Genomic DNA, 26387 nt, shown 5'->3' on the forward strand with positions numbered 1-26387 from the left:
GTGAGGTGAGGGTGGAGGAGTTTGTCGAATTGTGTAGTGACTGTTGGGTTTTGTTGGGAGGCAGAGTGGGATTGGGACGCTTGGGAGAGTGAAGTTGATAATATATTTAGAAAGTCGATAATAAAAGTAGCAAAGATAATAATATATGGTCCCATCTCGATAATAAAATCCTCAAAGTCGATAATAAAACTTGAAGATGAGTAAAAAACCTACAAAAAGTTGCTTGTTACAGGTTGATGGAGGTGGATTTGAAAATAAAAAGTGCGTTTTTGAAAATAAATCCCCTTAATTTGAAAATAAAACGCCAAAATTGAAAATAAACCGGTGGAATTTGAAAATAAAACTCCAGAATTAACTCAAAACCTCTCCAATCCCCACCTTATCCCTCCACATGCACATAAAAAGTCTTCCCATCGTACACATTCACACTCTTCAGCCTCACTTTTTCACCATTTTTCCAATAAAAATCCTTATTTTCAGGAAAACGCAGCTTTTCGTCCCCACGCTTCACCACCATCACAGGATTTTTCGAGGTCCGTCCCTCGATCTTCACGTCAAAACCTCTTTCACGATATAATTCCGCACCATTCACATACCAGGAGGCAAATTCACCTGATGATAATGAAAATCCTAGATACTTAGCAATCACTCTGGGTATATCGGTATTTTCTATAAGACCTACAGGCTTCCCAGGGCCATACGCGTATAAAAAGACATCCTCACCGGTGTGTCCATGAGTCGTAAAACCAAGATTGGCCCGCTTCGCCATAAGCTTCACCATTGCATCCTCCAGATCCTCTGCTTTTTTAGAGGCATCCTCCATCGCACAGAATTCTTTTTTACTCAAGTTCCCTAACCCATAGTTTGAAAGGACCTCTTTTAAATTTGAACGATCCTCCTTAAGCTGGGAAACGGCACCTTTAACCGTAAGCTCAGCTTTACGCAAAGGCTCCACAAACTTTTCAACTGGCTGATTTTTATAGTCCCCGTTTGTACCTTGATTCCCAAGTGTCAACCCGCTATTTCCGTGATCGGTCACGGCGACCACCATTGTATTTCGGTCCTCGCGCGCGAACTTTAAAGCTTCTCCAACGGCGTCATCAAAGCTCAATACCTCACTGATCATTCCTACAGGATCATTTTTATGAGCGGCCCAATCCACCTTACTGCCTTCAACCATCAAGAAGAACCCCTTCTCACTTTGAGAAAGGCGCTGGATGGCTGCACGAGTCATCTCCGCAAGGGAAGGTTCATCAGGCTTTAGAGACTTCCTGTCCATTTCATAGGCAATGTCCTCTTCAGCAAACGCACCCCATAATTTAGATGAGCCTTTTCTTTTTAGAAGTCCGTCCCTCTTCAAAACCAAATCATAGCCCTCTGAGCCGATGACCTCGACAAGATTTTCTCCATCCTCGCGACTGACTTCCTTGGTTTTAAGCATGCCGTCATCGTTTTTCACATGGTCTTTTGATTTCGGTTTCAACCAGGCGGCACCTCCACCTAAGATAACGTCGAGACCCTGATACACCTGTTGTTCCCCGATATCTCCAAATTCATCACGGTTCAAGACATGGGAAGTGAATGCAGCCGGAGTGGCATGCTGGACAGGTGAGGTAGCTACGATACCGGTTTTGTAGCCGGCCAACTTGGCACCCTCGAGGATGGTCAAAACGGGACGTCCATCCGGGTTCATTCCTATGTAATCAGCTTTCGTCTTCATACCGGTGGCCATGCCAGACCCGGCTGCAGCGGAATCGGTGATTGCTGATTGAGCTGAGTATGTCCGGGCGCCGCCGACCAGAATCTTATCCAGATGAAGGTCCGTCCCTCGGTACCAACGTGACAACGTGACGATGTCGGAGTTGGTGCCGTCCATGATCATGAGGATGACGTTTTTCTTTGGTGGATTTGGGGCTGCGAATAGGCAGGTGGATGGGAAGGAGAAGGCCAGGAGTGAGAGGAGGATGGTTAGGATGATGAGGCGTTTTAGTGTATTCATGGTGAGCGCTCCTTTATGTCAGTGATTAACCAATAGTATTTGTTGGTTGAGAAGGAGTATGTATAGAAAATGAAGCGTCTTCATTTACACATGTAGTCGACAAAAAAAGTCGCATCTAAACCTACCTGGCTTTAGATGCGACTAATCCCTATTATTTCCGTTCCAATATTCCAATTAGCAGGTTTTCTAATACCGTCGGGCGATCTACTTTCTTCAACTCACTCAATTTGATTTTATTCCAATCAATGCCCGTTACGAAAGGAGTACCGTTCTCTAAAGCAGGAATGTCCCCTGGATAAACAATGTAGTATTCTCCTGCCTTCACTCCTGACTTGATTTGTTGCTGCCCATTTACTTGAAGCCCTGTTTCAACTTTTCGCTTTTCAACGGTTCCTTTTTCTGTGAGGATCCAGACGTATGTAGAAGAACCTTCTTTTTCAATCGCAGTGACAGGCACGACCAATGCACCTTTTACTTCCTCCGTGATGATCGATAGGAAAACGTGATGACCGGGTAGAAGCTTATTCTCAGTGTCCTGAATTTTCACTTCCACAGGATACATGCTATCTGTTTGCAAGTGTGGATCGTTTTTTGGGAGAGTGGCAACACTGGTCACAATTCCTTTTTGAGTCTTTTTCTCAATGTCGGATTGAACGACTGCGCTCATATTTTCTTCCACGGTCACGATTTCTTTTTCCGTAAGATCAGTCGCTACAATGGTGGACTGTGAGGCAATCGTAATCAATGGATTATCAATCGCATGGGAGAGGTCCTTGATGGTCCCGTCCACACTGCTTTGCACCGTTAACGTTGTTTCATACGATTCCATATCTGAAATTTGGCGTTCAAGATTATCGATTTGATTTTCTAAGCGGTCAATTTCTAATTCTTTAGCGGCAATTTCTTTTTTTATTTCGTACTCCGACTGAAGTGCACTGGCGTCAATCGGAATTTTTTTGTCGTCCGATGAAGAGGAAGGAAGGGACGATTCCAGGCTTTCCAAATCATCGATGTTGTCTTCAATACTATCAATCTCATCTTCCAATTGCTCTACTTCTGATTCCAGAACACTTTTTTGTTGTGTTTGATCGGTTACTTCATATTCATAAAGTGGCGTTCCGGATTTTACCTGTTCACCTTCTTTAACAAGGAATTTCTTGAAGGAGCCAAATTCGTCGTTGAAATAGATGTAGCTTTCTTCTTCAGCTGTAACGACACCAGGTTTCGGAAGCTCTTTAACTAAATCGTCTTTTCCGCTGATTTCCCAATTGGCTACCCGGACTTCGCGATCGACCTTGCTGTTCGCTTTTTCAATTAGATATGTATTTGCACCGACAAACAAAAGAGAGAGTGTTAAAGTGCTATAAAAAATGGTTTTCCTTTTCATCATGTTCACAGCCTTTAGAAAGTTAAATTAAGGTTGAAATGTTTAAGAAAGCGAGTAGTGCGTTAAGAGACCACAAGAATAAATTGGTTAAGAGAATCACTAACCAGATGATCCAGTTTTTTTGATTGGTTAACTGTTTGATACCTTTGTATTGAATGTAGAAAACCCAAACTTTAAAAAGTGAGAAGCTTCCCATTAAATAGATGACATACGATTTTGATGTTATATATTGGGTGATGACTCCTAATGATAGTGGTGAAGAGTACCAGTCAAGGGATAAGAATAGGGATAATGGAATATAGGTTAGTTTTTCAACTAATAGAATCATTAAGACTATACCTTGAGTGATAGCCAGTTTACGGTATTCACCTTCGTCAGAAATGGTCCAAAAGATTAATGAAGAGAAAAAGAGGACTATCGCTGCATAAAGCAGTCCGGCTAGTAATCTACCTAAGAAAAACAGGAATTTCTCTAGTTCATAAGTGGTTGGTGAAAGTTTTGTCATTTCTTTGGAAAGAGGATCCATACCGATTCCAAAAGAAGAAATGAGTCCAAATACGATGATGGATAGTAAAAATAGGAAAAAGATACGTTTTCTATATCCCTTTATCACTTCCATCTTTTTCAATTGGTAAAAGAAGGTTGATGGTTGAGTAATACCCCTGAATAGTCTGACTTCTCTATGCATAAAATGTTGGCCTCCAACTTGTATAAATTCCATCTCTTATTCTATCGAAAATCATCGAACTTTTCCATAAATTGTAGAACGAAATCTGAAATTAAATAAAAAAAGCGTCGAATGGACGCTTTTACATCTGGTACGTAAGAACTGTAGTACCTGTTATGAGGATAATTGTAAATAAAAATAATCCTGCATATAATAATTTCTTCCTATTTTTCTTTCTCTTGTGCATTTCTTCCGGAGTTAAAAACGACGACAATTACAATCCCTCCTGGTTTTGGTAGCTGGCTGGCATGGTTAGCCCCTATAGCTTTGCGTCATCACCTTTCGATGATTTTGCCATTATTCAGAACCTTACTTCTATTCTATCGACAAATTACCGCAAGCTGTAATAGGTAATTGTTCCTTATTTAATGGAAATATTTTAAAAATAGTCTATCAATCAATGTATTTTTTTGGTATTATAACTAGTAATTGATGTTTGAACTTTCGTCTAATAGTGTAATAAAGTGATAGAAACTGTTTAATATTGTAGGAGGTTGTCTTTTTTGAAAGGAAACGTAAGCAAGGAACAATACGTTCTCTCTGTTATCCAGAAAGCTTATGACAAGGGTCAGCAAGGAGATATGAATACAGATAAAATGATTGATTGGCTAAAACAAGAATTGCAAACTGGATATGCTTTAAATCAACGAAAAGCGCTGTAGAATCCTTAATGGGAATCTCAGCGCTTTTTGTTTTATATAGAATCAAAAGCGAAATGACAATAATTCTTTCCGCTTTTGATTCAATGATTGAACGGTGTTATCCAGCTCTTCTATTTGAAGGGCGAGAGTTTTGTTCCTGTTTTGAATCATTCTTGAAACCTCATCCGGATTAGGACCTCCCTGGATATTTCTTATTTTTATAAAATATTCAGGGGAGATGATTTTCTTCCATTCATCATCGGTCAATGAAATATTGGCATGTTCTTGAATCATTTTATTGATTTCTTCAACATCCCAGTCGTAAAGTTCTTTTCGTTCCTGAATCGTTTTTCTGGAAATGGAACTGGCGATGGAATGTGCTTTTCGAAATGGAATCTGGTAATCCCTCGACAGGGTATCAGCGAGCTCGGTAATGGTAATGCTCGATTTCTTGGACATTTCTTTGGCATGATCCTTGTTTACTTTTAAAGTGGCAATGACCGCGTACATAAGCTTTAGGACACGGTTCGCGTTGTTGAATGCACGATAGAGATGTGGCTGCAGGTCATCCTCTGTATCGACGATGTCACCAAACGGAGTGTTATGCACCATGTTCATGGCGGCAAGAGCATCTCCATAAGCGCTGCTTGCGATGGAGCGGGAGTGTTCGATGGACACCGGGTTTCTCTTTTGGGGCATGATACTGCTGACCTGCACATATGGGTCTGCCACCAGAAACGTTCCGAACTCCCTCGTGACATGTTGAAGGAAGTCCTGGATCCACCTGCCTGTATTGACCATACAAGTCATAAGGGCTGTAGCGGTTTCTAATAAATAATCAGCGCCTCCGATCGAGTCATAGGAGTTTTCAATGATTGAATCGAAACCCAACAATTCACGTGTTCGTTCCCGGCTGATTGGAAATCCGGTAGTCGTGAGGGCTGCTGCTCCCAGTGGAGACTGGTTCACGGTTGTATAGGCCTCTTGCAGGCGTTTAATATCTCTTTGTAACACATCGTAAATGGCTAAGAAATAATGCCCCAGGGTGGTAGGCTGTGCCGGCTGGGTATGTGTGTATCCCGTCATATACGTTTCTGTGTGCTGTTCTGCTTGAGCGAGTAACACTTCACTTAATTGATTGGATGTTCTTAGAAGGTGCAGAAGGTGCTCTCTCAATACAAGGCGATACATGGCCACACCCATATCATTCCGGCTTCTTCCTATATGGATTTTACCTGCCAGTTCGTCTCCGATTTCCTCGCCGATCTTGGCTTCCATCATAAAGAACAGGTCTTCAAATTGGGGCTGATAACAGACTCCTGCGACCTCTGTTTCTGCGACATGATTAATTCCCTCCAGCATCTTTTTCGCCTCGTTCTGTGAAATGATGACCTGCTCGGAAAGCATGATGACATGCGCCCGATGAATATCAAACATGACATGAAACAGATAATCCCTCTGGTCGTTAAATACAGGCATCAACAGCTCTTCCACATACGTTTTACCCGGAAAAGAGCTGCCTTCATTTTTAATGAAATCTTCTAAATTAATCATTCTTTCAACTCCGATTCTAGGATAATGATTTTTCAGCTTTCACACCGAAAAACTTATTTGAAATGAACAGAATGACAGCGATGATGGCGATTTGAATCATTCCGTAAGCAGCAGCCTGCCCCATATTAAACATGCGAAGCTGGTTCATGATTTCAATGGAAATAGGGCGGTTGGATATGGTGTACAACAATACCGAAGTCGGAAACTCTCCTACGGACTCTACGAATGCAAGGAGTGTCCCGGCAAGAACACCAGGCATGATGATAGGCAAAATCACTTTTCTAAAGGTATAAAACCATTTTGCCCCTAAGCTTCTGGCAGCTTCTTCGATCGAGTCATCGAGCTGCTCAAGTACCGCATTAGTTGAACGGACGACCAATGGGATATGCCTGATGAAATAAGCTAACGGCAAAATCCAGAATGTGCCGACAAGAATATTTCCGAAAGAAAAAATAGTCGGCTCGTTAAAAGCGAAGATCAAGTTCATCCCGATGACGGTGGCTGGAAGTGCCCAAGGGATCATCACTAAAATATCGACAAAGCTCTTGCCGACAAATTTGCGTTTTACCAATAAGTAAGAAGTCAATACTCCGAAAACTAGGTTCCCTGCTGTTGCAATGAACGAAAGGATCAAACTATTTTTGAGCGGTTTAAATATATTCGGGTCCTCAAAGAGTAACCGGTAATTTTCGAAATTAAAAACGCTTGGATACGTCTGCCATGTCCATGTACCATCCGGAACAAGAGAGAGAAGCAGGATGGTGAAGTGAGGCAGGAGAAGGATAACGACCCCGACAACACCTGCAGCGACCAATGTCCACTTCATGAATGGATTCTTCACTTCACTTCGATGAGCACCGATCCCTTTCAAAGCCATACGATAATCTTTTCGATTTTGATACCATCTCATGAAAAGGAAGAAACTGATGGACACAATCGAGAGAATGACAGATTGGGTAGCGGCGACTTCCATATCACCATTAATCTTGGAAAAATAAATTTGTAAACTTAAAACGCGGAATCCCCCTGCCAGTAAAAACGGAGCACTGAAGGATGCCATTGAAATCATAAATACGAGCAATGAGGCCGCAACGATCGCTGGAGTCAATAATGGAAAGGTCACCTTCCAAAAGACTTTGAATCGATTGGCCCCCAAGTTAAAGGCCGCTTCCTCCAAGGATGGATCAATCTTATTGATAGCTGAAGAGACAGTCATATAGAAATACACATACATGGTGTATGCGTGTACAATCAAGATTCCTGAAACACCGCCAATTTTAAAAGGAACGTCCTTCAATCCAAACAAATCTTTGATGGCGTTCGGTATTAATCCCGTCTCACCGTATAAGAACATAAAGGCCATGACTCCGACCAGGGAAGGGAGAACGATGGGCATAATGGCGGCAGTTGAAAAGAAATTGCGACCCGGGAAATCATAGCGATTAAAAATAAACGCAAGTGGAATTCCGATCAGGGCAGCGACCAGGACACTTAAAACAGAAATATAAACAGAGTTCCATAAAGCTTCCAGATTTGTTTTCGATTCTTGAGTGAAAAAGTCTGCGTAGTTTTCAAACCCTATGCTGCCGTTTTTGTTCAAGCTTTCCAGAAACGTCCGCAGGGAAGGATAGAGCACATAAGCAATCAACACCAGGAGTACAGGCAGCAGCAGCCACAAAGTCAAGCGGGTGTCACGATTTTTGATCATGGGCTATCACCGCTGATCACCGGGATGAGGCGCATATGTTCTTTAGGTAATTCAACACTGATTTCATCACCTGGTTGAAGTTTATTGGAAAGAAGAGTATTCAATGTGTGAACCTGTAAGGGCTGCCGGTCTACTTCGATCTGTACGTTAATGACGGATCCGAAGAAATGAACTTCCTTAACGGTTGCTCTGAACACATTTTCCCCTTCACGATTTTGATCCACAAGCTTTATGACTTCTGGACGAATCGAGAGGGCGATGTCCCCTTGCTCATTCATTTCTCTAACGGCAGGGTGGTTATGTACAGCGATCTCTTTGGTGATCGTACCGCTTTTTTCAGAGACATACACACTGTCTTCCTCGACGCGGTCAAGGGAAACAGGAAGTAGATTGATCTCTCCGATAAAACGGGCGACAAAGTCATTGGCAGGTTCGTTATAGATTTCAGTCGGTGTCCCTACTTGATGGCACACACCAAAGTTAAAAACGGCAATCCGGTCACTCATGGAGAGGGCTTCGGCCTGATCATGGGTCACGTATATAGTGGTGATGTTATATTCTTTTTGTAACCGTAGAATTTCACTTCTCATTTCGTCACGAAGTTTCGCATCCAGATTACTGAGGGGTTCATCTAACAGAAGGATTTCCGGCTCAATCACCAATGCACGGGCTAAGGCGACACGCTGTTGTTGACCTCCGCTTAATTGACTCACTTGACGATCGGAATATTGTTCAAGTCTGACTTTAGTCAAAACATCTTTAACCCGGGCCTTTACTTCTTTAACAGCCAGCTTTCTGACTCTTAATCCGAAAGCAACATTTTCAAATACCGTCATGTGAGGAAAAAGGGCATAGTTCTGGAAAACCATGCCCGTATTTCTTTTTTCAGGAGGTACACGCGTCATGTCCTTTTCACCAAAACGGACGACACCTTTAGTAGGATAGTAGAATCCGGCAATCATCCTGAGGGTGGTTGTCTTTCCACAACCGCTTGGCCCAAGGAAGGTAAAGAATTCCCCGTCCTTGATATCCAAGTTTAATTGATCAACTGCTACAACCTTTCCAAAGGCTTTTTGGACATTATCTATTTTTATCGACGCCATACCGGTTACACTTCCTATTCTTTGATTTCTTTCTCTCCGTTTTTGATGTTTTCGTCCCAATGCTTCATCCACTCATCGCTTTTTTCCTGGAATACCTTCCAGTCGATGTCCATACTCTTGATTTCAGTTTCCGTGATCCACTCAGGAAGTCCCTCGACATCGTCCCTCGTCGGGATGCGATAGAATTCTTCTGCCAGGATCTTAGCGGCTTCCGGTGTATTGACAAACTCGTAAAATGCTTCTGCAGCCTTTGGATGAGGTGCGCCTTCAACAAGTGCGATCCCCTCTGTTAAAACAGGTGTCCCGCTTTCAGGGATGATGAATTCGAAGGGATAGTTCTTGTTTTCTTTTAACATGACGACATCCGGCATCGCCCAGACAGAAAGGGCACCTTCGCCTTTAGCGACCTTGTTGTACATCATTTCAGGGTTTGCTGAATATTCCTTTGTGTTCGCGTCTAATTTCTCGAGCCACTCATATCCTTTAGCCGGATCGTTTGAATCTTTATAATCGCGATAAATCATCGCTGAGAAAATCGTTCTCATTGTTCCGGAAGCAAGAGGATATCGAATGATGATTTCGTCTTTCCACTTCGGATCCAATAATTCATCCCAGTCTTTCGGTGCTTCTTCTTTAGAGATTTCTTTGCTGTTATACATGATTACTTCCGGAGTCTGGCTCGTACCGGACCAGTTCCATTCCGGATCGTGGAAGCCTTCGTCTAAGCTTGACGCATAGGACGGTTCGTAAGGTTTCAATAATCCTTCGTCTTTTGCCTGATCGAAGTTAGTGGAAGGGGCCCCCCACCAGACATCTGCCTGCGGGTTATTCTTTTCGGAACGGATCCTGTCCAGGATTTCCTGTGACCCCATATCGAGCCATTCAACGTCGACATTGTATTTTGCCTCGAATTGCTGTTCGAATTTAGACAGGATGTCTTTTCCATGAGGAGAGTACACAACAATCTTTTCTTCAAGCTTGTTTTCTTTTTCATCAGAGCTTCCTGAACTGGACCCTTGTTCTGATCCGCCACAAGCTGAAAGCAATAAAGCAGCAGATAGAGACAGCGTTGTCATCACCGATAATTTCTTGTTCAATTTCATGAAAAATCCCCCTTATTATCAAAAATTAATAATACCCTCGTGCTCGCGTAAAAACAGTGAAACTGCACCTAAAACGCCAACATTTCCCCCTAATTGTGAAATCTTCAATTCTACTGAACTTGGAAGATACTGATCAACCATTTTCCGTAATCTTGGAAGAATAAAATCGGATGACTTTAACACACCACCTCCTAAAATGATGACCTCTGGATTTAACAGGCTCGCTGCGTTGATGATCCCGTAACCCAGATGATTGATCGCCTCATTCACGACGGAAAGGGCTGTCGGGTCTCCGGACTTTGCGAGATTAAACGCCGTTTCCCCGGATAACTCAGAGGTTTTGGCTTCTTCATAAGCCGGATGATCAGGATTTTCCAATACCCTGGTTGTAAGTTTATGTCCAATGGACTTGCCGCCGGCTACACTTTCCAGATAACCATACCGATGAAACATGGGTTTAAAGTCATTCTGGATGTCATCTTTATCCGTCACCATATAACCGATCTCCCCTGCGGCGTTGGAGTGTCCCCTGTAAAGCTGGTTATTGATGATGATGCCGCTTCCGATACCAGTCCCCACGGCCATGAATAGAACATGGCGATTGTTTTTTGCGCTTCCGACCCACTGCTCCCCAAGTGCGGCAACATTCACATCGTTGTCCACGTGGATGGGGAAGGGGAAGTGTTTTTCAGCTTCTGAAAGAATCGGGTACCGGATCCAATTGAGGCTCGGGGCCTCAAGTACTATCCCGTTTTGTGTGATTCCAGGTACGCCCATGCCCATTCCTAAAACGTCACTGGTTTGGATTTGGAGATGATCAAGCATGCGGAAGACATCTTTTGCAATCTGCTCCAAAAGGCCTGTCTGCAAATAATGTGATGTAGAAAAACTCTTTGAATGAATGATATTTCCACTTAAATCGGAAACAATCGTTTTCACTTTTGTTCCGCCAATATCTGTTCCGATCACATAGGCGGCTTTTTCATTGAAGAATAACTGAATCGGCTTCCTTCCTCCTTGGGAAGAAGAGGGACCGATTCCTTTTTCATAGATCCATTTTTCTTTTATCAATTCATCTACAATCAATGAGATGGTCGGCTTACTCAAGTTCATTTGTGCAGCAATTTCCGCCCTGGAAATAGGGGAGTTTTCTTGAATGCACTGAAGTACTCTTTTTTTATTCAACGATTTTATCTGCATAGGTGCCCCTCTTAAACTCATTGCATCACGGCCTTCTTTATTTTGGTTAGTAAAGTTTACTAATTAACAAGAAATATACCTTATTATGGAATAAGTTACAATAGTTATTTTAATTTTATGATAATTTAAAATATTAATATGACAACAGTTTGAATTTTCTGTAAAATATTTATTTACATTATTATCCTTGTGTGATACTAATTAGGAGAGGTTGCTGGGTTTAGTTAGTTAGGCAATTTAACTAACATACTAAAGACCTATGACGAAGGGAGTGTGAGATAAAGGTTCAACGTTTTACTAAATTCCTGAAAATGAAAGGGGTTACACGATGAAGTTCATGAGTTATTTGCTTTCGCTATTGTTGGTGCTTTCTTTTTTACCTTTTAGTGGTGTCGTTCATTCAGAAGAGCATGATGTTGAGTTATGGAATGTCGTCAAACCTTTGGATACGACCGTTACGTTCTTGAACACAGGGGCACATCCTGATGACGAACGAAGTGATTTCCTGGCCTACCTATCCAGAGGTCTTGGAGTGAAAACCTCAAGCTTGATTGCGAATAGAGGAGAGGGCGGCCAGAATGAAATAGGGCAGGAGCTCGGGAATGGACTTGGCATCATCCGCTCCAGGGAAATGATCGAAGCCGCCAAGATTACTGGCGTAAAGTCCTACCACCTCAGCGAAACCACCTCAGATCCGATTTACGACTTTGGATTTTCCAAAACCCCTGATGAAACGTTGGAGAAATGGGGAGAAGAACTAACTTACGAAAGACTCATCCGCTTCATCCGGACCTACCAGCCAGATATTTTAATGCCTTCCTTCAGAGACTCCGACTCCCAACATGGACATCATCGATCCATCACCATACTTAGTGAACGCGCGTTCGAGGACGCTGCCAATCCAGACGTATTCCCGGAACAGCTGGAAGAAGGCTTGTCGGTTTGGCAGGTGAAAAAGTTCTATTTACCTGCAGAATCAGAAGAAACAGCCACTACATCCCTGGAAATTGGGGATTACGATCCCATTTATGAGATGTCTTATCCGCAAATAGGGGAAGAATCCCGCTATATGCATAAGAGTCAGGGGATGGGGAATGACATCGGTGTGTCCCCGAGACAGACTCATTTGGAATTAGAGAAGAGTTCTGTAGAAACTACAGGCACTGATGAATTGTTCGAAGGAATTCCATATGATTTTAAAGAGTGGGCAGAAAAAATGCCTAAGGGGGAGAAATCCCTCAAGGTTCACTTCACTAAGTTTCAAAAGAGCCTGGAAGGGATCATTTCAAGCTATCCTGACCGGGGCGAAGCGTTCAAGAAAACACAGAAAGCATTGAAAGAAGCAGAAAGACTCCAGAAGAAAACCGAGAAATCAAAGCTTGAGGAACAAATGAAGAAAGACCTGCTTCATAAAATTTCTTTGAAGAAAGAGCAGCTGAATGCGGTGAGCTTTGTCGCTTCGGAATTAAGTGTCGATGCCTCTGCAGAAACGACCGTTCTGACAAAGGGGCAAGAAGTGCAGGTGAAAGTTCAATTAGCCAATCAGGGAGATGAGAAGCTGAAAAAGGCGGAAGTCGAGCTCGTTACACCGGAGGATTGGGTTGTCGAGAGCGGTGGAAAAGCGGTTGACCTCAAGCCTGGTGAGGAACGTGAAGTGGTATTTGACGTTGAAGTTCCGGGTGATGCCGAGTATTATCATGCTTACGATGAGCCGGTAATCCAGGCTAAGGTAAGCTTTGAGGCAGCTGGTGCAAAAACGACTCACGTTCAAGATCTAGAAGGAACCATCGCCGTCTTGCCTGACGTAGGCATAACCCTTAACCCGGAAGATATCGTGGTCAACAGGGCTGAAGTTCAGGAGGAAATTCCTGTAGTCGCGAAGGTGAAGAACTATCGCAATGGAGCCACTTCTTCACAGGTATCGTTAACGGCTCCTGAGGGCTGGGAGGTATCTCCTCAAGAGGTGACGGTTCAATTTACTGAGTCACTTGAGGAGAAAGAGGTATCCTTTACACTCAGTCCTCCGGAAGATATCGGTGAAGGGAATTTCGAGGTGGATGCACAAGCCGTCGTGGGCGGTCAAACCTTCTCTTCAACGGTCCAGGAAATAAGCTATGACCACATCGGGACATTTTATTACTTGTATGATTCAAAAGTGAATGGAGTGGCGTTTGAATTGCTGACTCCTGAAAATCTGAAAGTAGGCTACATCGAAAGCGGCTTTGATAAAGTGGCAGACTATCTTCGCAATGTCGGGATGGACATCACATCACTGACAGACGAAGATTTAGCGTCGGGAGATCTTAGTCAATACGATACAATCGTGACAGGGATCCGTGCTTATTTATCGAGGGAAGACCTGGTGGCGAATAATCCGCGTCTGAAAGAATATGTGGAAAACGGCGGACATCTGGTTGTTCAGTATCATAAACCGAACGACGGATGGGATAAAGATACGACAGCACCATACCCACTAACCATTGGTAGCCCGTCGATCCGCTGGAGAGTGACCGATGAAAATGCGGACGTGACGGTATTGCAGCCTGAATCACCATTATTTAACTACCCCAATGCGATTACCGGATCGGATTGGGATAACTGGGTACAAGAAAGAGGCTTATACTACCCAATGGAATGGGATGACCGCTACGAGACATTTGTCAGTATGGCAGACCCCAATGAAGAACCATTCGACGGAGGAATCCTCATGACCGAATACGGACAAGGAACCTACCTATACACCAATCTCGTATTCTACCGCCAAATCCAAGGCGGAATCCCCGGAGGCTACCGAATCTTCACCAACCTCCTGAGCTACGGACAAAACTAAGAGAGGGACGGACCTTTGTTCTTTTCGTAGCGTGGTGGAGAAACGTTGTCCACTCAGCGTTAACGTGATTTGATGTGCAGGGAGTGTGCAAGGAGAGTGCTGGTAGGGACGGACCTAAAGTAAGGTGGTTTTTCTTTAGAAATCCCCGATACCAAAAGGGTTATCAATCCATTTGAGGTTAATAGAGGTCCGTCCCTCTAATACCAATCCTTCATCGTCTGGTAAAGGTGATTGACATGTGTGATGAATTTTTCTTTGCGTTTTTCTGTGAAGTAGGTGAGGGAGGATAGGGTACGTTTGAATTTGGGGTAATCTAATCCTGAAGGATCTTCAGGATTGCCCTATTTTCTTAGTCTTCGAAGTTTTCTCTTAGAATCATGGGATTGTGACTATTCCCAATCCCTTCACTTTCCTCGCCGTACATAATTCGATTCATTTCATGAGTAGGGATTTTATAGACTTCCTTAAAGGTAAGGAGCATTTTATACGGGATGTCTCTTGTGCCATTTTCATAGTTTGATAACGTACTCTGATTGATATTTAAACGAATGGCTGCTTCTCTCTGAGTAAGCTCCAATACGCCATTCCGATAACGCTTCAACTCTATATGTAAGTCCATTCTATTCACCGACTATCCCTTTTTTCTTCAAGGTAAAGGTTTTAATAGACATCAACGTGAAATTACACAATATGAAACATGATTATTGATTACAAATACAGATATTTTGGAAAAGGTATACAAAATTACATGAAAACGTATTAAAATGTAAATATAATTGTAATTTTGTCGAATTGGGGGTAAAGGTGGAAGATAGAATGGGAGATCAGAACAAAGGGAAAAAGATTAGAGTTATAGGAAACACGAAACCCGGTTTAGAGGGAAAGGTCAAATGGATACCTTTGAGGTCAGAGTCAAATCTGGTATTCAGTACTAAAAATAACGGCAAACATCTTGTGATCTACTATTCTCAAAACAGCTTTACCAGCGAGGGAACGAACAGAAAAGATTACTTATTAATAGATAGAATAGAAGAATAAAGGTGGTTCACTAAAAAGATGAGGGACGGACCTCCAAAGTATAACTTGAAGCCAAGAAGCTTAATTTAACTTCTTTTGTGAATTACCAGAGGTCCGTCCCTCAAAAAAAGAGGATTTTTCGGAGTTGTGTCGAATAGGTAATTGTACGAAATTTAGTTTAAACCAAGAGAAGGAGTGATGTTATGGTACGAACGCCTCGGGATTGGTGTCCGAGAGCCACTTATCATGTGACGGCGAGAGGGAATCGGAAGCAAGATTTGTTTCATGATATTGAAGACCGAAAGAAGTATTTATCCTACCTGCAGGAAACGAAAGACAAGTATCCCTTTACTATCCACGCTTACTGTTTGATGTCCAACCACATTCATCTTCTAATCGAAACCCATGACATTCCACTCGAGCAGATCTTCAGAATCCTTCATACCCGTTATGCGATTTATTTCAATAAAAAATATGATTATGTCGGACATGTTTTTCAAGGAAGATATGGCTCAACCAAGATTGATACACCTGCCCATTTCATTAAGGTCAGCAGATATATTCACCAAAATCCTGTCAAAGCCAAACTCACTGTCGTCCCCGAATATTATCCCTGGAGCAGCTACCCCTCATATGTTCATTCCATCGACAATCCGCTTCTCTCAAAGGAGAGGACCCTGGCCTATTTTCCAGATTCAGAAGTGAAGCTTTATAAAGAATATGTAGACAAAGACGAAGAGAAGGAAGACCCAAACAAGGAATTTGACGAAAATACAACTAAAGTTGTAAAAAAATAAAATATTTTTGTAAAAGTTTAAAGGGAATTAGATGTTTATGTCGAAATTCATGTTAGTAGGACCAAATTCCTATACCGAGGAGGAGGAAGTATGAAAAAAGACTTTATATTGGTGTTTGAGGATTTTCATGTTTCAAAGAGGAGTATCAAGAAATCGAAAAAACATTTAGTCGTCTTTCAAGGTCAGCATTATTACAATAAGTTAGTCGTTGTGAATCAGCCACCCGGATTTTCCCATGCACTGGAAAGCATCATGTATTCTGATAAGATACTTGAAACAGTTGGGTTTACCACCTTGTTTGCCGTTCCAATCGATCGTAATCATTCCATCCCATTTAAGTTTGTCCGAATAGGTGACAACACACCAAAGGAATGTAAGGTTGTTCTGGAAAAGCGGGAGGGAGTGGAGCAACTGAATATACGATCTTTATACCCTATGGATGACCGTCTTGCCAATGAAGACAAACAGGATATTCTGTCCTACCTGAGCCTGAAGTCTGATGATGGAACCGTCACCTATCTCATGAACAACCCGCAAGTGTTCAAAGGAAAAGGCAAAAAACAAGAAGAGTAAAGGAGGAATGAGGCGAACCTAAATTGAATAGGTACGTCTTTTCTAGTTCTTATTGTTTATGAGGGACGGACCTCCAACCGTTTGAACTAGTGAACACCCCCTACGCCTCTGCCAGAGAAGCTCTCCAAAACCCTTTACCACGCTACCAAACTACCTCTCTAAGTTTCTAAAATCACCACTTTTTTCGTTGACCTCTTATGAAACAGACCATACAATATAAGTAGTTATTAGTATTTTTAGAATTTTCACGTAAGGTGCGAATGCCACTTGGATAAGACAGATCATACTCGTATCGGAAAGAATGCCATGCTTCTTCTCCTCGTAGATAAAGAGGAAGAAGAATGGAATCGTCATTTCAATGAACTGAATTGGAGTTACTGCACTGGGAAAATCGGTTCCATGGATAGTCAAAAAATCGTGGCTGCGATTGAAACGGCAGCGAAGCGAAGTGATCTTGTCCGGGAAGATTTGTACCGTGAAATGCATGCCTTATATCACGCCATCATGGAGGCATTGACGGGTGTGACCCGCGGCCATACGCAATTAGGTGAGGTTCTGCGCACAGTGGGATTGCGCTTCTCTGTTGTACGGGGGACTCCATATGCAAGTGAAGATGAAGGCGAATGGATCGCAGTAGCGTTATATGGAACGATTGGTGCGCCAATTAAGGGGTTGGAGCACGAGACAATCGGACTTGGAATTAATCATATTTAAATAATCTAGAGCCTAGAGATATTAGTTGAAAGGAGGCTCGACCAACGGCAGAAGTCTGTCTTTGGTCGAGCCTCTTTTTGTGTGGAGTTTTTGGGGTCAAGATTTTCGGGAGTGGACTGTGCAGATTTGGAGGTCCGTCCCAGAGTGGTTTAAAGCGTTAAAGAATGAAACAACAAACATAGCGATTCAGAGGGGTTTGGCCAGATTGAGGTTGTGCAGAGGCGACTTATGGAGGTCCGTCCCTAAAAATATGAAGAGGTGATTGTAATGGTTGAGTTGACGGGTTGTAGTTTGACGCTGGATGAGGCGAAGAGGGTTATTTATGGGAAGGAGCAGGTGGAGCTTTCGCCGGTTAGTATGGAGCGGGTGCGGAAGAGTCGTGAGGCGGTTGAGCGGATTGTGAAGGAGAAGCGTGTGGTGTATGGGATCAACACGGGCTTTGGGAAGTTTAGTGATGTGTTGATTGATGCGGATGATGTGGAGGAGCTTCAGCTGAACCTGATTCACTCTCATGCTTGTGGAGTGGGTGATCAATTTCCTGAAAACGTTTCACGTGCCATGCTTCTACTGAGATGCAACGCTCTTTTAAAAGGCTATTCTGGTGTTAGGCCAGTGATCGTCGAAAGGCTAGCGGAGTTCTTGAATAAAGGAATCCATCCTGTGGTCCCGCAGCAGGGATCACTTGGAGCAAGCGGAGACTTAGCGCCACTTTCACACCTTGCCCTAGCATTGATGGGAGAAGGAGAAGTTCACTATCAAGGAGAGGTACATCAAACCCTTCCTGTCCTATCGAAAGAAAATATCTTCCCAATCCAGCTTCAGGCGAAAGAAGGATTGGCACTCATCAACGGAACACAAGCGATGACTGCAATGGGAGTAATCGGATACCTGGAAGCGGAGGAACTTGCTTTCCAAAGTGAGATGATCGCAAGTCTGACCTTGGAGGGACTTAGAGGAATCATGGATGCCTTCGACGAAGATATTCATTTAGTAAGGGGTTATCCTCAGCAGGTCGCAACGGCCAAAAGAATCCGGGATTACCTGGTAGACAGTAAACTGACAACGAAGCAAGGAGAACTCAGAGTCCAGGACGCATATTCGTTACGATGCATCCCGCAAGTACACGGAGCATCTTGGCAGGCGCTTGACTATGTAAAAGAAAAGCTGGAAATCGAAATGAACGCCGCAACCGATAATCCACTCATTTTTGATGACGGAGAAAAGGTCATTTCAGGCGGGAACTTCCATGGCCAGCCAATCGCATTCGCCATGGATTTCATGAAAATTGCCATTGCTGAGCTTGCCAACATTTCAGAAAGACGGATCGAACGACTCGTGAATCCGCAGCTCAATGATCTGCCACCGTTCCTGAGTCCACAACCAGGACTTCAATCCGGTGCCATGATCATGCAATACTGTGCAGCATCACTCGTATCCGAAAACAAAACACTCGCCCATCCAGCGAGCGTCGATTCCATCCCGTCATCAGCCAACCAGGAAGATCACGTCAGCATGGGAACCATCGGATCGAGACACGCCTACCAAATCCTGCAGAACTCAAGAAGAGTCCTCGCCGTCGAACTTATCTGCAATCTGCAGGCAGCAGAACATCGAGGGACGGACCTCATGGCAAGCAGGACACGACAATTTTACGAAGCAGCGAGAAAGGTCATCCCTTCCATTACAAAGGACCGGATCTTCTCGAAAGATATAGAAAAAGCCAACCAGTGGCTGCAACAGATCTCGTTAAGCACACTCATCAAACCTAACAAAACAAAGGAGGAAACGACAAATGGTTAAGGCAAACAAACGAATCGTACAAATCAAAACAGGGACGGACCTTGAATGTAAAGGATGGGAGCAGGAAGCAGTTCTTCGCATGCTCTATAACAATCTTGATCCTGAGGTAGCTGAAATTCCGGAAGACCTTGTTGTATATGGTGGTATCGGGAAAGCGGCCCGTAACTGGGAGTCCTTCGACGCCATTGTTCACACGCTCAGAAACTTGGAAAACGATGAAACCATGCTTGTTCAATCCGGGAAACCGGTTGGTGTGTTCAAAACCCATAAAGCGGCTCCGAGAGTTTTACTTTCTAACTCGGTCCTTGTACCAAAATGGGCAAACTGGGAGCACTTCCACGAACTCGATCAAAAAGGACTCATGATGTACGGCCAAATGACGGCGGGAAGCTGGATCTATATCGGGACGCAAGGAATCCTGCAAGGGACATATGAAACGTTCGCAGCACTAGCGAAGAAACATTTTAACAACTCACTTAAAGGGACGATCACCCTCACAGCCGGCTTAGGCGGAATGGGTGGAGCACAGCCTCTCGCTGTCACCATGAACGGTGGAGTCGTGATTGCAGTCGACGTTGATGCAGAACGCGTCCAAAAACGTCTCGACACGAAATACTGTGATGTGAAGACAGATTCCATCGATGAAGCGTTAATGATGGCCTATGAAGCACGGGACCAAGGTAAACCACTATCCATCGCATTACTTGGAAACGCGGCAGAGGTTCATCATGAACTTTTAAAAAGAAACGTTCAGATCGATATCGTGACTGACCAAACATCAGCCCACGACCCTTTAAACGGCTATGTACCAGAGGGATATTCGCTTACAGAAGCAGCAGAGCTCCGCAAACAAGACCCGAAAGCCTACACAACGCTTTCACAAAAAAGCATGGCCAAACACGTGGAAGCGATGCTTGAATTCCAGAATAGAGGATCGATCGTATTCGACTACGGCAACAACATCCGTCAGGTAGCGAAGGATGAGGGAGTCGACAATGCCTTTGATTTCCCTGGCTTCGTCCCAGCCTACATCCGTCCATTATTCTGTGAAGGAAAAGGACCTTTCCGCTGGGCGGCGCTGTCAGGTGATCCAGAGGATATCTATAGAACAGATCGCCTGATCAAAGAGCTTTTCCCAGAAAACGAAGCCCTCAATCGCTGGATCGATATGGCACAGGAGCAAGTGGCATTCCAGGGACTGCCTTCCCGAATTTGCTGGCTTGGATACGGTGAGCGAGTGAAAATGGGTCTTGCCATCAATGAGCTTGTTCGAAACGGAGAACTGAAAGCGCCAATCGTCATCGGTCGTGACCACCTGGATTGCGGATCCGTTGCTTCACCGAACCGTGAAACCGAAAGCATGAAAGACGGCAGTGACGCAGTAGGAGACTGGGCAATTCTGAACGCCCTCATCAACACAGCGGCAGGCGGCTCATGGATCTCCTTCCACCACGGCGGCGGAGTAGGCATGGGTTACTCACTGCACGCTGGTATGGTGGTTGTGGCAGACGGGACGGACCTTGCACAGGAAAGATTAGAACGCGTGCTCACAACAGACCCGGGAATGGGTGTCATCCGCCACGTCGACGCAGGCTACGACATAGCAGAAAAAACAGCCGAAAAACACAACATCCACATCCCGATGAACAAAGGAGGAGAATAATATGACCGCAGAAAAACACTTCGACACCATCATCGACAATATCGGACAGCTCCTGACGATGGATCATGGGGATCATGGGGACGGACCTCTTAAAGGGGAGGATATGAGTAAACTCGAGGTTTCAGAACATGCAGCCCTTGCCATCAGGGACGGACTTGTCGCATGGATCGGAACACATGAAGAAGCACAATCCCTCAAAGCAACGGAACGAATCGACGCAGAAGGAAAGCTGGTCACACCAGGTCTAGTAGATCCGCATACACATTTAGTCTTTGGCGGCTCACGTGAACACGAAATGGCCCTCAAACAGCAGGGAGTTCCATACTTAGAGATCCTGAAACGCGGGGGAGGTATCCTATCTACAGTAGGTGCCACCCGCGAAGCATCAGAAGAAGAGCTGCTCACTAAAGCGCGTTTCCACTTAAACAGAATGATTTCATACGGAGTCACAACTGTCGAAGCGAAAAGCGGCTACGGCCTTGACCGCCCAACTGAACTAAAACAGCTGCGAGTTGCCAAACAACTGAACGAATCGCACCCGGCAGACATCGTTTCCACATTCCTTGGAGCACACGCGATCCCACCGGAATTCAAAGGTCGCTCCGATGAATTTTTAACGGAAATGCTCGAGCTGTTGAACGATATCGAAAAAGGACAGCTGGCTGAATTCGTTGATATCTTCTGTGAAACAGGGGTATTCACAGTAGAACAGTCCCGCGAGTTCCTAACAAAAGCCAAAGAAAAAGGCTTCTCCGTTAAAATTCACGCCGACGAAATCGATCCACTCGGCGGAACAGAAATGGCAACGGAAATTGGGGCAACAAGCGGAGACCACTTAGTTGGCGCATCCGAAAAAGGTATCCAGGCACTGGGCGAGACGGACACCATTGCGGTCCTCCTGCCAGGCACGTCCTTCTATCTGAACAAAGGCAAGTTCGCCAACGCAAGAGGCATGATGGAAGCGGGAGCGGCAGTCGCCCTGTCAACAGACTTCAACCCGGGCAGCTCACCAACAGAGAATCTGCAGTTCATTATGAATCTAGCATCCCTGCAGCTGAAAATGACGCCGGAAGAAATCTGGAACGCTGTAACAATCAACGCAGCACATGCCATCAACAGAGGGGATTCAGCAGGAAAACTAATCCCGGGCAGAAAAGCCGACATCGTCCTATGGGATGTACCTAACTATCATTACGTACCGTATCACTACGGGGTGAACCACACCCACACCGTCATGAAAAACGGTCGGATCATCTACCGCAAGGAGAAGCTTCATGAGCACATTTCAACACATTAAGCAGGCGGGTAAAGCTCAATTCAAAGACCGCTACACAACCAAAGCAGCAGAACTTCTGACACCATGGGTAGAAGGAATAAAAGGGGACATCGCCATCATTGGCGCTCCCCTTTCCAAACCTTCCATTTCACACTCAGGGGCAAGCTTTGCACCCGATGCGATCAGACGATGCCTGAACTCGTTTACGACCTACAACATCGAAAGAGGGACGGACCTCGCCAAAGACAAGAAAACCATCATCGACTTCGGCGACATCACCATGCACCCGACATCAATAGAAGACTGCCATCAACGAATCTATGAATCAGTCAAAGATGCAACCAACACAAACGCAGCACCCTTCACCATAATCCTTGGAGGCGACCATTCCATCACCACATCAACGGTGAAAGCTATCAAGGAAACGAAAGGGACAGTCGGGATCATTCAGTTTGATGCTCACCATGACCTCCGTAACACGGAAGACGGGGGACCAACGAACGGAACACCTTTTAGAAGGTTAATAGAAGAGGGGCACATCAAAGGTGAGCACCTCATCCAAATTGGCATTCGTAACTACGCCAACGCAAAAGCCTATTATGACTATGCCATCGAGCAAGGTGTTACAGTTTATACCATGAAGGACGTCAGACAACAACCCATGACAGAGCTAATCAATAATGCTCTAAACCAACTTCAAGACAAAGTCGACACCATCTACCTCTCAGTAGACATGGACGTCCTCGATCAGGCTTACGCTCCAGGCTGCCCGGCAATCGGTCCAGGAGGCATGCATCCTGATACGCTGACACAAGCGATCGAAACCGCCCTGCAGCATCCTAAAGTCCACACCATGGACATCGTAGAAATTGACCCGACTCTCGACACCCGAGACATGACGAGTAGAGTCGCAAGCCTTCTTATCATTAATTCACTTCTATAACAAAGGTCCGTCCCTCACCGCTTTAAAGTGGTGAGGGACGGACCTTTGACGGTGTTGCCCTGATCGTCTCCCCTCCATCTCATCTGTTATGTTGAATTGTCCTTTATCTTTTGTTTCAGTAACTTCTATTGTCAATCACTCTCTTTCCTATTTAGAATCCGAGAAGATACAACATTTTTAATCAATTGTTAAGTCAGTTAATAACAAGATTCGTTTTTTTGTTAAATAATCTCAAAAAATGAGACACCTAAATCCCGACAAACGTCTAATTCAAGAATAACTTACAAAAATGTAAAAAAATTCATTAAACTATAGCGGATGGGGAACGGACCTGGGTATAATGAGGACTCGGAAATAGCAGCCATCCAGCCTAATCAAGGGGGATATAAAATGGGAGAAGTTATACAGCATGAGAAGAGGGGAGTGATGCAGATGGAAGTAAGTGGGGAAAGGCTGATTGAGAATTTGATTGACGAGTATGAAGCACAGGTTACAAAATTGGTGTATTTGTATGTGAAAGACTGGTCAACTGCTCAGGATATTACGCAAGAGGTATTCATTAAAGCATTTCATGCTCTCCATCAGTTCAATCAAAAATCCTCCTACAAAACGTGGATTTACAGAATAGCCATTAACCAGTGTAAGGATTATAAACGCTCAGCTTATTTCAGGAAAAATATGATTGTGAATAAATTCCATAGCATTCTTAATAAAGAGACGGCAGTTACCCCGGAACAAGAAATCATAAAAAACGAAGAAAATGACTCTGTTGCATTTCATATCTTCTCATTGCCCCTGAAATATAGAGAAATCATTTTATTATACTACTACGAGGAATTATCGACCCAGGAAATCGCTGAAATGCTGGGTATTAACCCTTCAACGGTCCGGACAAGGTTAGATCGCGGAAGAGAAAAGCTGAAGAAAACAATGGAAGGGAGGTTTCCCAATGAATAAGGACCCTTTGCACAATTTGAAGAATGAAATAGAACGGGAAGTATTCAAGAACACCGACCCTGTCAGTCAAAAAAGGGCCATACTGACGAAGATAAGGAGTGAAAAACAAAAGAAGTCATCTGTTAAGTCCATCTTTATCAATCTTGGCGTCCCTTTATGCATCATCCTGATCCTTTCTATCCTGGGCAGCAGCTATTTATTCAAGGAAGATTTGGTGAAAGAAAATGAAAAAGAAATAGAAGAAGAGCCTACAGATCAACTCACATACATACCAACTGACGAGTGGGATGAAAAGATCATAGACGAAAAAGCCTCCATCAGAAAATCGGCGACTCCCATCGATGAAGTAACAGAGGAACCAAAGCAAGAATCAGAAGCACCACAAGAGAAGAAAGAAGAGGAAGACAAGACGGAACCGATGGATGCGCCACCTCTACCTGCCTTTGACTTTTCTATGATCCTGATCAATCCAAATGATTTCAAGGAAAAAGCAGCCAATGGAACGTTCGTCGGAACTTCCTTTACGATTGGAGACTCCATGGATGAGATACAGGAGGCATACAAGGACAGGTATGAGGATCTCAACATCATGAAGGGTCACAGAAGTTATGACCAAATTGAGAACTATCTTCTCCACTTTCAAGCTGAAAAGAAGCTAGCACAGGTCCGTTCCGATATCAGACCGTCTTATAAGTTGGATAAGGTCATTTCGACCTTGGGTGAACCGTATTATTTCATGAATGCTTTAGAAGGTGTATATTCAGCGAATTATCTGTATGGTGAATATATAGTGGAAATGGAGTTCCAAGGTAATAACAAACTTAAGCCATATTCGATGGAAGAGATTCAATTCATTGATCGTGAATCTATCATTACCTCAGTAGCTCTTTTTAAAAATGACGGACGTACCGACTCCCTGAGTAAGGATGTAAAGTATCTAGGAGAAGAAGAACTGATGGAATTCCGTCCTGAATGGTTCAACGAAGCGAGAGACTATATCGTGCAAAATACAGTATCTCACGCAGTCATCCTTCACTCTCAACAGGACCCGTTGGAATTTAACATCGTCGTCCCACAAGAAACACCAGAGGACGAAATGAGAGCTATAGCAAATCAATTCCTGAAGAGATTGACGGATGTTTCGAACGAAGCAATCGAAGAAGGAACAATATGGAATGATTATACCTATGTTATTCATATTGAGAATAGTATAGACGGTTATTACGATACGGGATCGAGCAGTTCGAAAAGTACTCATGAAGGGGGTTATCCAGACATCAATTGGACCGGTGATTTAAGCTCCATTGAGTAAGGTCCGTCCCTCACATAAGAACTTTGGCATATGCCAAAGTTCTTTACGTATGTATGCGACGCGTGAAACATATATGCAGTTCAAACTTCATTGAAAAAATGAGATTGGCAGGAGTTTTGTTAAGAAAAGGTGAAATGAATCATAGGTAAGATTTTATGAAAATGAGGAATCATTATGATTGAAGCACTTATAGGCTTATTATGTGCCATGCTCTTCCTGCTCCTTTCATCCATAATCGTTGCAGTAATCCCGGCATATTTGTTTAAAAAGAAATTAACCTATGAAAAGAGGGTAGTAGTGGAGGCAGTGTTATGGGGCTTATGCTCAATGGTGGTATTCATACTCAATCTACCATACTTTTTAATCAATTCATTTGCCTGCGCAGCCCTTACAATCAACGGAGTGAAATTAGTTTCCCTTCCAGTATTGGGTATGTTGAAACGCTCGAATAAAAGAAGGTATATCGTTTTGAGACGATTTATGAGGAAATTTTAGAATGTCAGATGCAAAAAGAGGCAGCCCAGATGGGATAGCCTCTTCAATCTAAACAACATTCAATTACTAATTCTTTCCCGCGTCATGTCATAACCAGAATGAATTTCTTTCATCCCGATCACTTTCAGAAAGTGGCGGAGCTTGTTCATGCAGGATTCCCCAAGGCCACCTGCGATTTCGAACTGATCAATGACGGCACACTTCTCAACTTTAGAAGTTGTTACGCTTTGGGTTTTACGATACTCCACATGGTTGTTAATGGCGTACGTGGATACCATGGCTTGCCCGACCTTACAATCACCTTTGGAAAATTCGAATTGGAACTGGATCGACATATCCAAATCCGAGTATAGAGGATTTACTTTCATGCTTATGCTTTTCATCATGAAGCCCCCTTTCTTTTATTGTACTTTTATCCTAACAAATTTAATTGAATAAGGTATTTGGCACCAGAAAGCAATACAGGTGATATTGGTTTTGAAATCTCCTCCAATGGTCACTTTATCTCCATTAATATAACTCCGGGCATATTCTTAGAAGAATATTTTAGGACGTGAATCATCATGTGAAAGGAGGATGGTTCCAAAA

General features: G+C 43.7%; 24 protein-coding genes and 1 riboswitch. Of the genes, 13 read left to right on the forward strand and 11 right to left on the reverse strand.

Annotated features, from left to right (window positions below; translation table 11 throughout):
- Positions 1-379 precede the first annotated feature (379 nt).
- The 4 genes from FZC88_RS21405 to FZC88_RS24625 all read right to left on the reverse strand — a co-directional run bounded on the left by FZC88_RS21405 (position 380) and on the right by FZC88_RS24625 (position 4327).
- A complete protein-coding gene (locus tag FZC88_RS21405) occupies positions 380-1999 on the reverse strand; it encodes an alkaline phosphatase (RefSeq protein ID WP_148996362.1) in 1620 nt (539 codons plus the stop codon).
- A 151-nt stretch (positions 2000-2150) separates the two neighbouring features.
- Positions 2151-3389, reverse strand: a complete 1239-nt coding sequence (locus tag FZC88_RS21410) for an efflux RND transporter periplasmic adaptor subunit (RefSeq protein ID WP_148996363.1) — start codon at positions 3387-3389, stop codon at positions 2151-2153.
- A 19-nt stretch (positions 3390-3408) separates the two neighbouring features.
- On the reverse strand, positions 3409-4074 hold the full coding sequence (locus FZC88_RS21415; protein WP_148996364.1) for a hypothetical protein: 666 nt from the start codon (positions 4072-4074) through the stop codon (positions 3409-3411).
- Positions 4075-4195: 121 nt separating this feature from the next.
- Positions 4196-4327, reverse strand: coding sequence for a hypothetical protein (locus FZC88_RS24625; RefSeq protein WP_262372012.1), 132 nt, complete (start codon positions 4325-4327; stop codon positions 4196-4198).
- 17 nt (positions 4328-4344) lie between these two features.
- Positions 4345-4419: riboswitch (cyclic di-GMP riboswitch) on the reverse strand.
- A 197-nt stretch (positions 4420-4616) separates the two neighbouring features.
- Here FZC88_RS24625 and FZC88_RS24165 point away from each other — a divergent pair.
- Complete coding sequence (locus tag FZC88_RS24165; protein ID WP_187443716.1) at positions 4617-4775, forward strand: YwzD family small protein; 159 nt, start codon at positions 4617-4619, stop codon at positions 4773-4775.
- A 42-nt stretch (positions 4776-4817) separates the two neighbouring features.
- Here the strand turns inward: FZC88_RS24165 and argH are convergent, their stop codons facing one another.
- Genes argH through FZC88_RS21440 form a run of 5 tightly spaced genes read right to left on the reverse strand, consistent with a single transcriptional unit; the run spans position 4818 to position 11422 of the window.
- The gene (argH, locus tag FZC88_RS21420) at positions 4818-6308 is read right to left on the reverse strand and encodes an argininosuccinate lyase (RefSeq protein WP_148996365.1); all 1491 of its coding nucleotides are present in this window, start codon (positions 6306-6308) and stop codon (positions 4818-4820) included.
- A gap of 16 nt (positions 6309-6324) precedes the next feature.
- The gene (locus tag FZC88_RS21425) at positions 6325-8016 is read right to left on the reverse strand and encodes an ABC transporter permease (RefSeq protein ID WP_148996366.1); all 1692 of its coding nucleotides are present in this window, start codon (positions 8014-8016) and stop codon (positions 6325-6327) included.
- On the reverse strand, positions 8013-9119 hold the full coding sequence (locus FZC88_RS21430) for an ABC transporter ATP-binding protein (protein WP_148996367.1): 1107 nt from the start codon (positions 9117-9119) through the stop codon (positions 8013-8015). The genes FZC88_RS21425 and FZC88_RS21430 overlap by 4 nt, the downstream gene beginning before the upstream one ends.
- 14 nt (positions 9120-9133) lie before the next feature.
- A complete protein-coding gene (locus tag FZC88_RS21435; RefSeq protein ID WP_148996368.1) occupies positions 9134-10222 on the reverse strand; it encodes an extracellular solute-binding protein in 1089 nt (362 codons plus the stop codon).
- Between the two features lie 18 nt (positions 10223-10240).
- On the reverse strand, positions 10241-11422 hold the full coding sequence (locus FZC88_RS21440) for an ROK family transcriptional regulator (protein ID WP_148996369.1): 1182 nt from the start codon (positions 11420-11422) through the stop codon (positions 10241-10243).
- A gap of 328 nt (positions 11423-11750) precedes the next feature.
- Here FZC88_RS21440 and FZC88_RS21445 point away from each other — a divergent pair, with 328 nt between their 5' ends.
- The gene (locus FZC88_RS21445; protein WP_148996370.1) at positions 11751-14252 is read left to right on the forward strand and encodes a PIG-L family deacetylase; all 2502 of its coding nucleotides are present in this window, start codon (positions 11751-11753) and stop codon (positions 14250-14252) included.
- Positions 14253-14601: 349 nt separating this feature from the next.
- Here the strand turns inward: FZC88_RS21445 and FZC88_RS21450 are convergent, their stop codons facing one another.
- A complete protein-coding gene (locus tag FZC88_RS21450; RefSeq protein WP_148996371.1) occupies positions 14602-14871 on the reverse strand; it encodes a helix-turn-helix domain-containing protein in 270 nt (89 codons plus the stop codon).
- A 197-nt stretch (positions 14872-15068) separates the two neighbouring features.
- Between FZC88_RS21450 and FZC88_RS21455 the strand changes: the two genes are divergently transcribed.
- From FZC88_RS21455 to FZC88_RS21505, 11 genes are all read left to right on the forward strand, one after another.
- The gene (locus tag FZC88_RS21455) at positions 15069-15290 is read left to right on the forward strand and encodes a hypothetical protein (protein WP_187443717.1); all 222 of its coding nucleotides are present in this window, start codon (positions 15069-15071) and stop codon (positions 15288-15290) included.
- A 182-nt stretch (positions 15291-15472) separates the two neighbouring features.
- Positions 15473-16066 carry a transposase gene (locus tag FZC88_RS21460; protein ID WP_262372013.1) on the forward strand — a complete coding sequence of 198 codons (594 nt, stop codon included), beginning with the start codon at positions 15473-15475 and terminating at the stop codon, positions 16064-16066.
- Positions 16067-16156: 90 nt separating this feature from the next.
- The gene (locus tag FZC88_RS21465) at positions 16157-16639 is read left to right on the forward strand and encodes a hypothetical protein (RefSeq protein WP_148996373.1); all 483 of its coding nucleotides are present in this window, start codon (positions 16157-16159) and stop codon (positions 16637-16639) included.
- A 267-nt stretch (positions 16640-16906) separates the two neighbouring features.
- Positions 16907-17353, forward strand: coding sequence for a hut operon transcriptional regulator HutP (gene hutP, locus FZC88_RS21470; protein ID WP_262372014.1), 447 nt, complete (start codon positions 16907-16909; stop codon positions 17351-17353).
- 267 nt (positions 17354-17620) lie between these two features.
- Positions 17621-19153 carry a histidine ammonia-lyase gene (gene hutH / locus FZC88_RS21475; protein WP_148996374.1) on the forward strand — a complete coding sequence of 511 codons (1533 nt, stop codon included), beginning with the start codon at positions 17621-17623 and terminating at the stop codon, positions 19151-19153.
- Positions 19146-20816, forward strand: a complete 1671-nt coding sequence (gene hutU, locus FZC88_RS21480; protein WP_148996375.1) for a urocanate hydratase — start codon at positions 19146-19148, stop codon at positions 20814-20816. The genes hutH and hutU overlap by 8 nt, the downstream gene beginning before the upstream one ends.
- A gap of 1 nt (position 20817) precedes the next feature.
- Entirely contained in the window at positions 20818-22113 is a 1296-nt protein-coding gene (gene hutI, locus FZC88_RS21485) for an imidazolonepropionase (protein WP_148996376.1), read from the forward strand.
- A complete protein-coding gene (gene hutG / locus FZC88_RS21490; protein WP_148996377.1) occupies positions 22091-23035 on the forward strand; it encodes a formimidoylglutamase in 945 nt (314 codons plus the stop codon). The genes hutI and hutG overlap by 23 nt, the downstream gene beginning before the upstream one ends.
- 390 nt (positions 23036-23425) lie before the next feature.
- The gene (locus FZC88_RS21495) at positions 23426-23992 is read left to right on the forward strand and encodes a sigma-70 family RNA polymerase sigma factor (protein ID WP_187443718.1); all 567 of its coding nucleotides are present in this window, start codon (positions 23426-23428) and stop codon (positions 23990-23992) included.
- Positions 23985-25304 (forward strand): hypothetical protein, encoded by a 1320-nt coding sequence (locus tag FZC88_RS21500; RefSeq protein WP_148996379.1) that lies wholly within the window; start codon positions 23985-23987, stop codon positions 25302-25304. The genes FZC88_RS21495 and FZC88_RS21500 overlap by 8 nt, the downstream gene beginning before the upstream one ends.
- 174 nt (positions 25305-25478) lie before the next feature.
- Entirely contained in the window at positions 25479-25799 is a 321-nt protein-coding gene (locus tag FZC88_RS21505) for a hypothetical protein (protein WP_148996380.1), read from the forward strand.
- Between the two features lie 59 nt (positions 25800-25858).
- On the opposite strand, the gene FZC88_RS21510 is transcribed toward FZC88_RS21505, so the two are convergent.
- Positions 25859-26182 (reverse strand): hypothetical protein, encoded by a 324-nt coding sequence (locus FZC88_RS21510; protein ID WP_187443719.1) that lies wholly within the window; start codon positions 26180-26182, stop codon positions 25859-25861.
- Between the last annotated feature and the right edge of the window lie 205 nt (positions 26183-26387).

The organism is Rossellomorea aquimaris (assembly GCF_008180865.1).
GTDB classification, from domain to species: domain Bacteria; phylum Bacillota; class Bacilli; order Bacillales; family Bacillaceae_B; genus Rossellomorea; species Rossellomorea yichunensis.

What these genes read in the sequence shown, in the direction of transcription:
- FZC88_RS21510 (WP_187443719.1), bottom strand. Translation starts at nt 26,182, where the DNA reads ATGAAAAGCATAAGCATGAAAGTAAATCCTCTATACTCGGATTTGGAT.
- FZC88_RS21440 (WP_148996369.1), bottom strand. Translation starts at nt 11,422, where the DNA reads ATGCAGATAAAATCGTTGAATAAAAAAAGAGTACTTCAGTGCATTCAA.
- FZC88_RS21465 (WP_148996373.1), top strand. Translation starts at nt 16,157, where the DNA reads ATGAAAAAAGACTTTATATTGGTGTTTGAGGATTTTCATGTTTCAAAG.
- FZC88_RS21410 (WP_148996363.1), bottom strand. Translation starts at nt 3,389, where the DNA reads ATGATGAAAAGGAAAACCATTTTTTATAGCACTTTAACACTCTCTCTT.
- FZC88_RS21405 (WP_148996362.1), bottom strand. Translation starts at nt 1,999, where the DNA reads ATGAATACACTAAAACGCCTCATCATCCTAACCATCCTCCTCTCACTC.
- FZC88_RS21425 (WP_148996366.1), bottom strand. Translation starts at nt 8,016, where the DNA reads ATGATCAAAAATCGTGACACCCGCTTGACTTTGTGGCTGCTGCTGCCT.
- FZC88_RS21450 (WP_148996371.1), bottom strand. Translation starts at nt 14,871, where the DNA reads ATGGACTTACATATAGAGTTGAAGCGTTATCGGAATGGCGTATTGGAG.
- argH (WP_148996365.1), bottom strand. Translation starts at nt 6,308, where the DNA reads ATGATTAATTTAGAAGATTTCATTAAAAATGAAGGCAGCTCTTTTCCG.
- hutI (WP_148996376.1), top strand. Translation starts at nt 20,818, where the DNA reads ATGACCGCAGAAAAACACTTCGACACCATCATCGACAATATCGGACAG.
- FZC88_RS21415 (WP_148996364.1), bottom strand. Translation starts at nt 4,074, where the DNA reads ATGCATAGAGAAGTCAGACTATTCAGGGGTATTACTCAACCATCAACC.
- FZC88_RS21495 (WP_187443718.1), top strand. Translation starts at nt 23,426, where the DNA reads ATGGGAGAAGTTATACAGCATGAGAAGAGGGGAGTGATGCAGATGGAA.
- FZC88_RS21500 (WP_148996379.1), top strand. Translation starts at nt 23,985, where the DNA reads ATGAATAAGGACCCTTTGCACAATTTGAAGAATGAAATAGAACGGGAA.
- hutU (WP_148996375.1), top strand. Translation starts at nt 19,146, where the DNA reads ATGGTTAAGGCAAACAAACGAATCGTACAAATCAAAACAGGGACGGAC.
- FZC88_RS21455 (WP_187443717.1), top strand. Translation starts at nt 15,069, where the DNA reads ATGGGAGATCAGAACAAAGGGAAAAAGATTAGAGTTATAGGAAACACG.
- hutH (WP_148996374.1), top strand. Translation starts at nt 17,621, where the DNA reads ATGGTTGAGTTGACGGGTTGTAGTTTGACGCTGGATGAGGCGAAGAGG.
- hutG (WP_148996377.1), top strand. Translation starts at nt 22,091, where the DNA reads ATGAGCACATTTCAACACATTAAGCAGGCGGGTAAAGCTCAATTCAAA.
- FZC88_RS21505 (WP_148996380.1), top strand. Translation starts at nt 25,479, where the DNA reads ATGATTGAAGCACTTATAGGCTTATTATGTGCCATGCTCTTCCTGCTC.
- FZC88_RS21460 (WP_262372013.1), top strand. Translation starts at nt 15,473, where the DNA reads ATGGTACGAACGCCTCGGGATTGGTGTCCGAGAGCCACTTATCATGTG.
- FZC88_RS21435 (WP_148996368.1), bottom strand. Translation starts at nt 10,222, where the DNA reads ATGAAATTGAACAAGAAATTATCGGTGATGACAACGCTGTCTCTATCT.
- FZC88_RS21445 (WP_148996370.1), top strand. Translation starts at nt 11,751, where the DNA reads ATGAAGTTCATGAGTTATTTGCTTTCGCTATTGTTGGTGCTTTCTTTT.
- FZC88_RS21430 (WP_148996367.1), bottom strand. Translation starts at nt 9,119, where the DNA reads ATGGCGTCGATAAAAATAGATAATGTCCAAAAAGCCTTTGGAAAGGTT.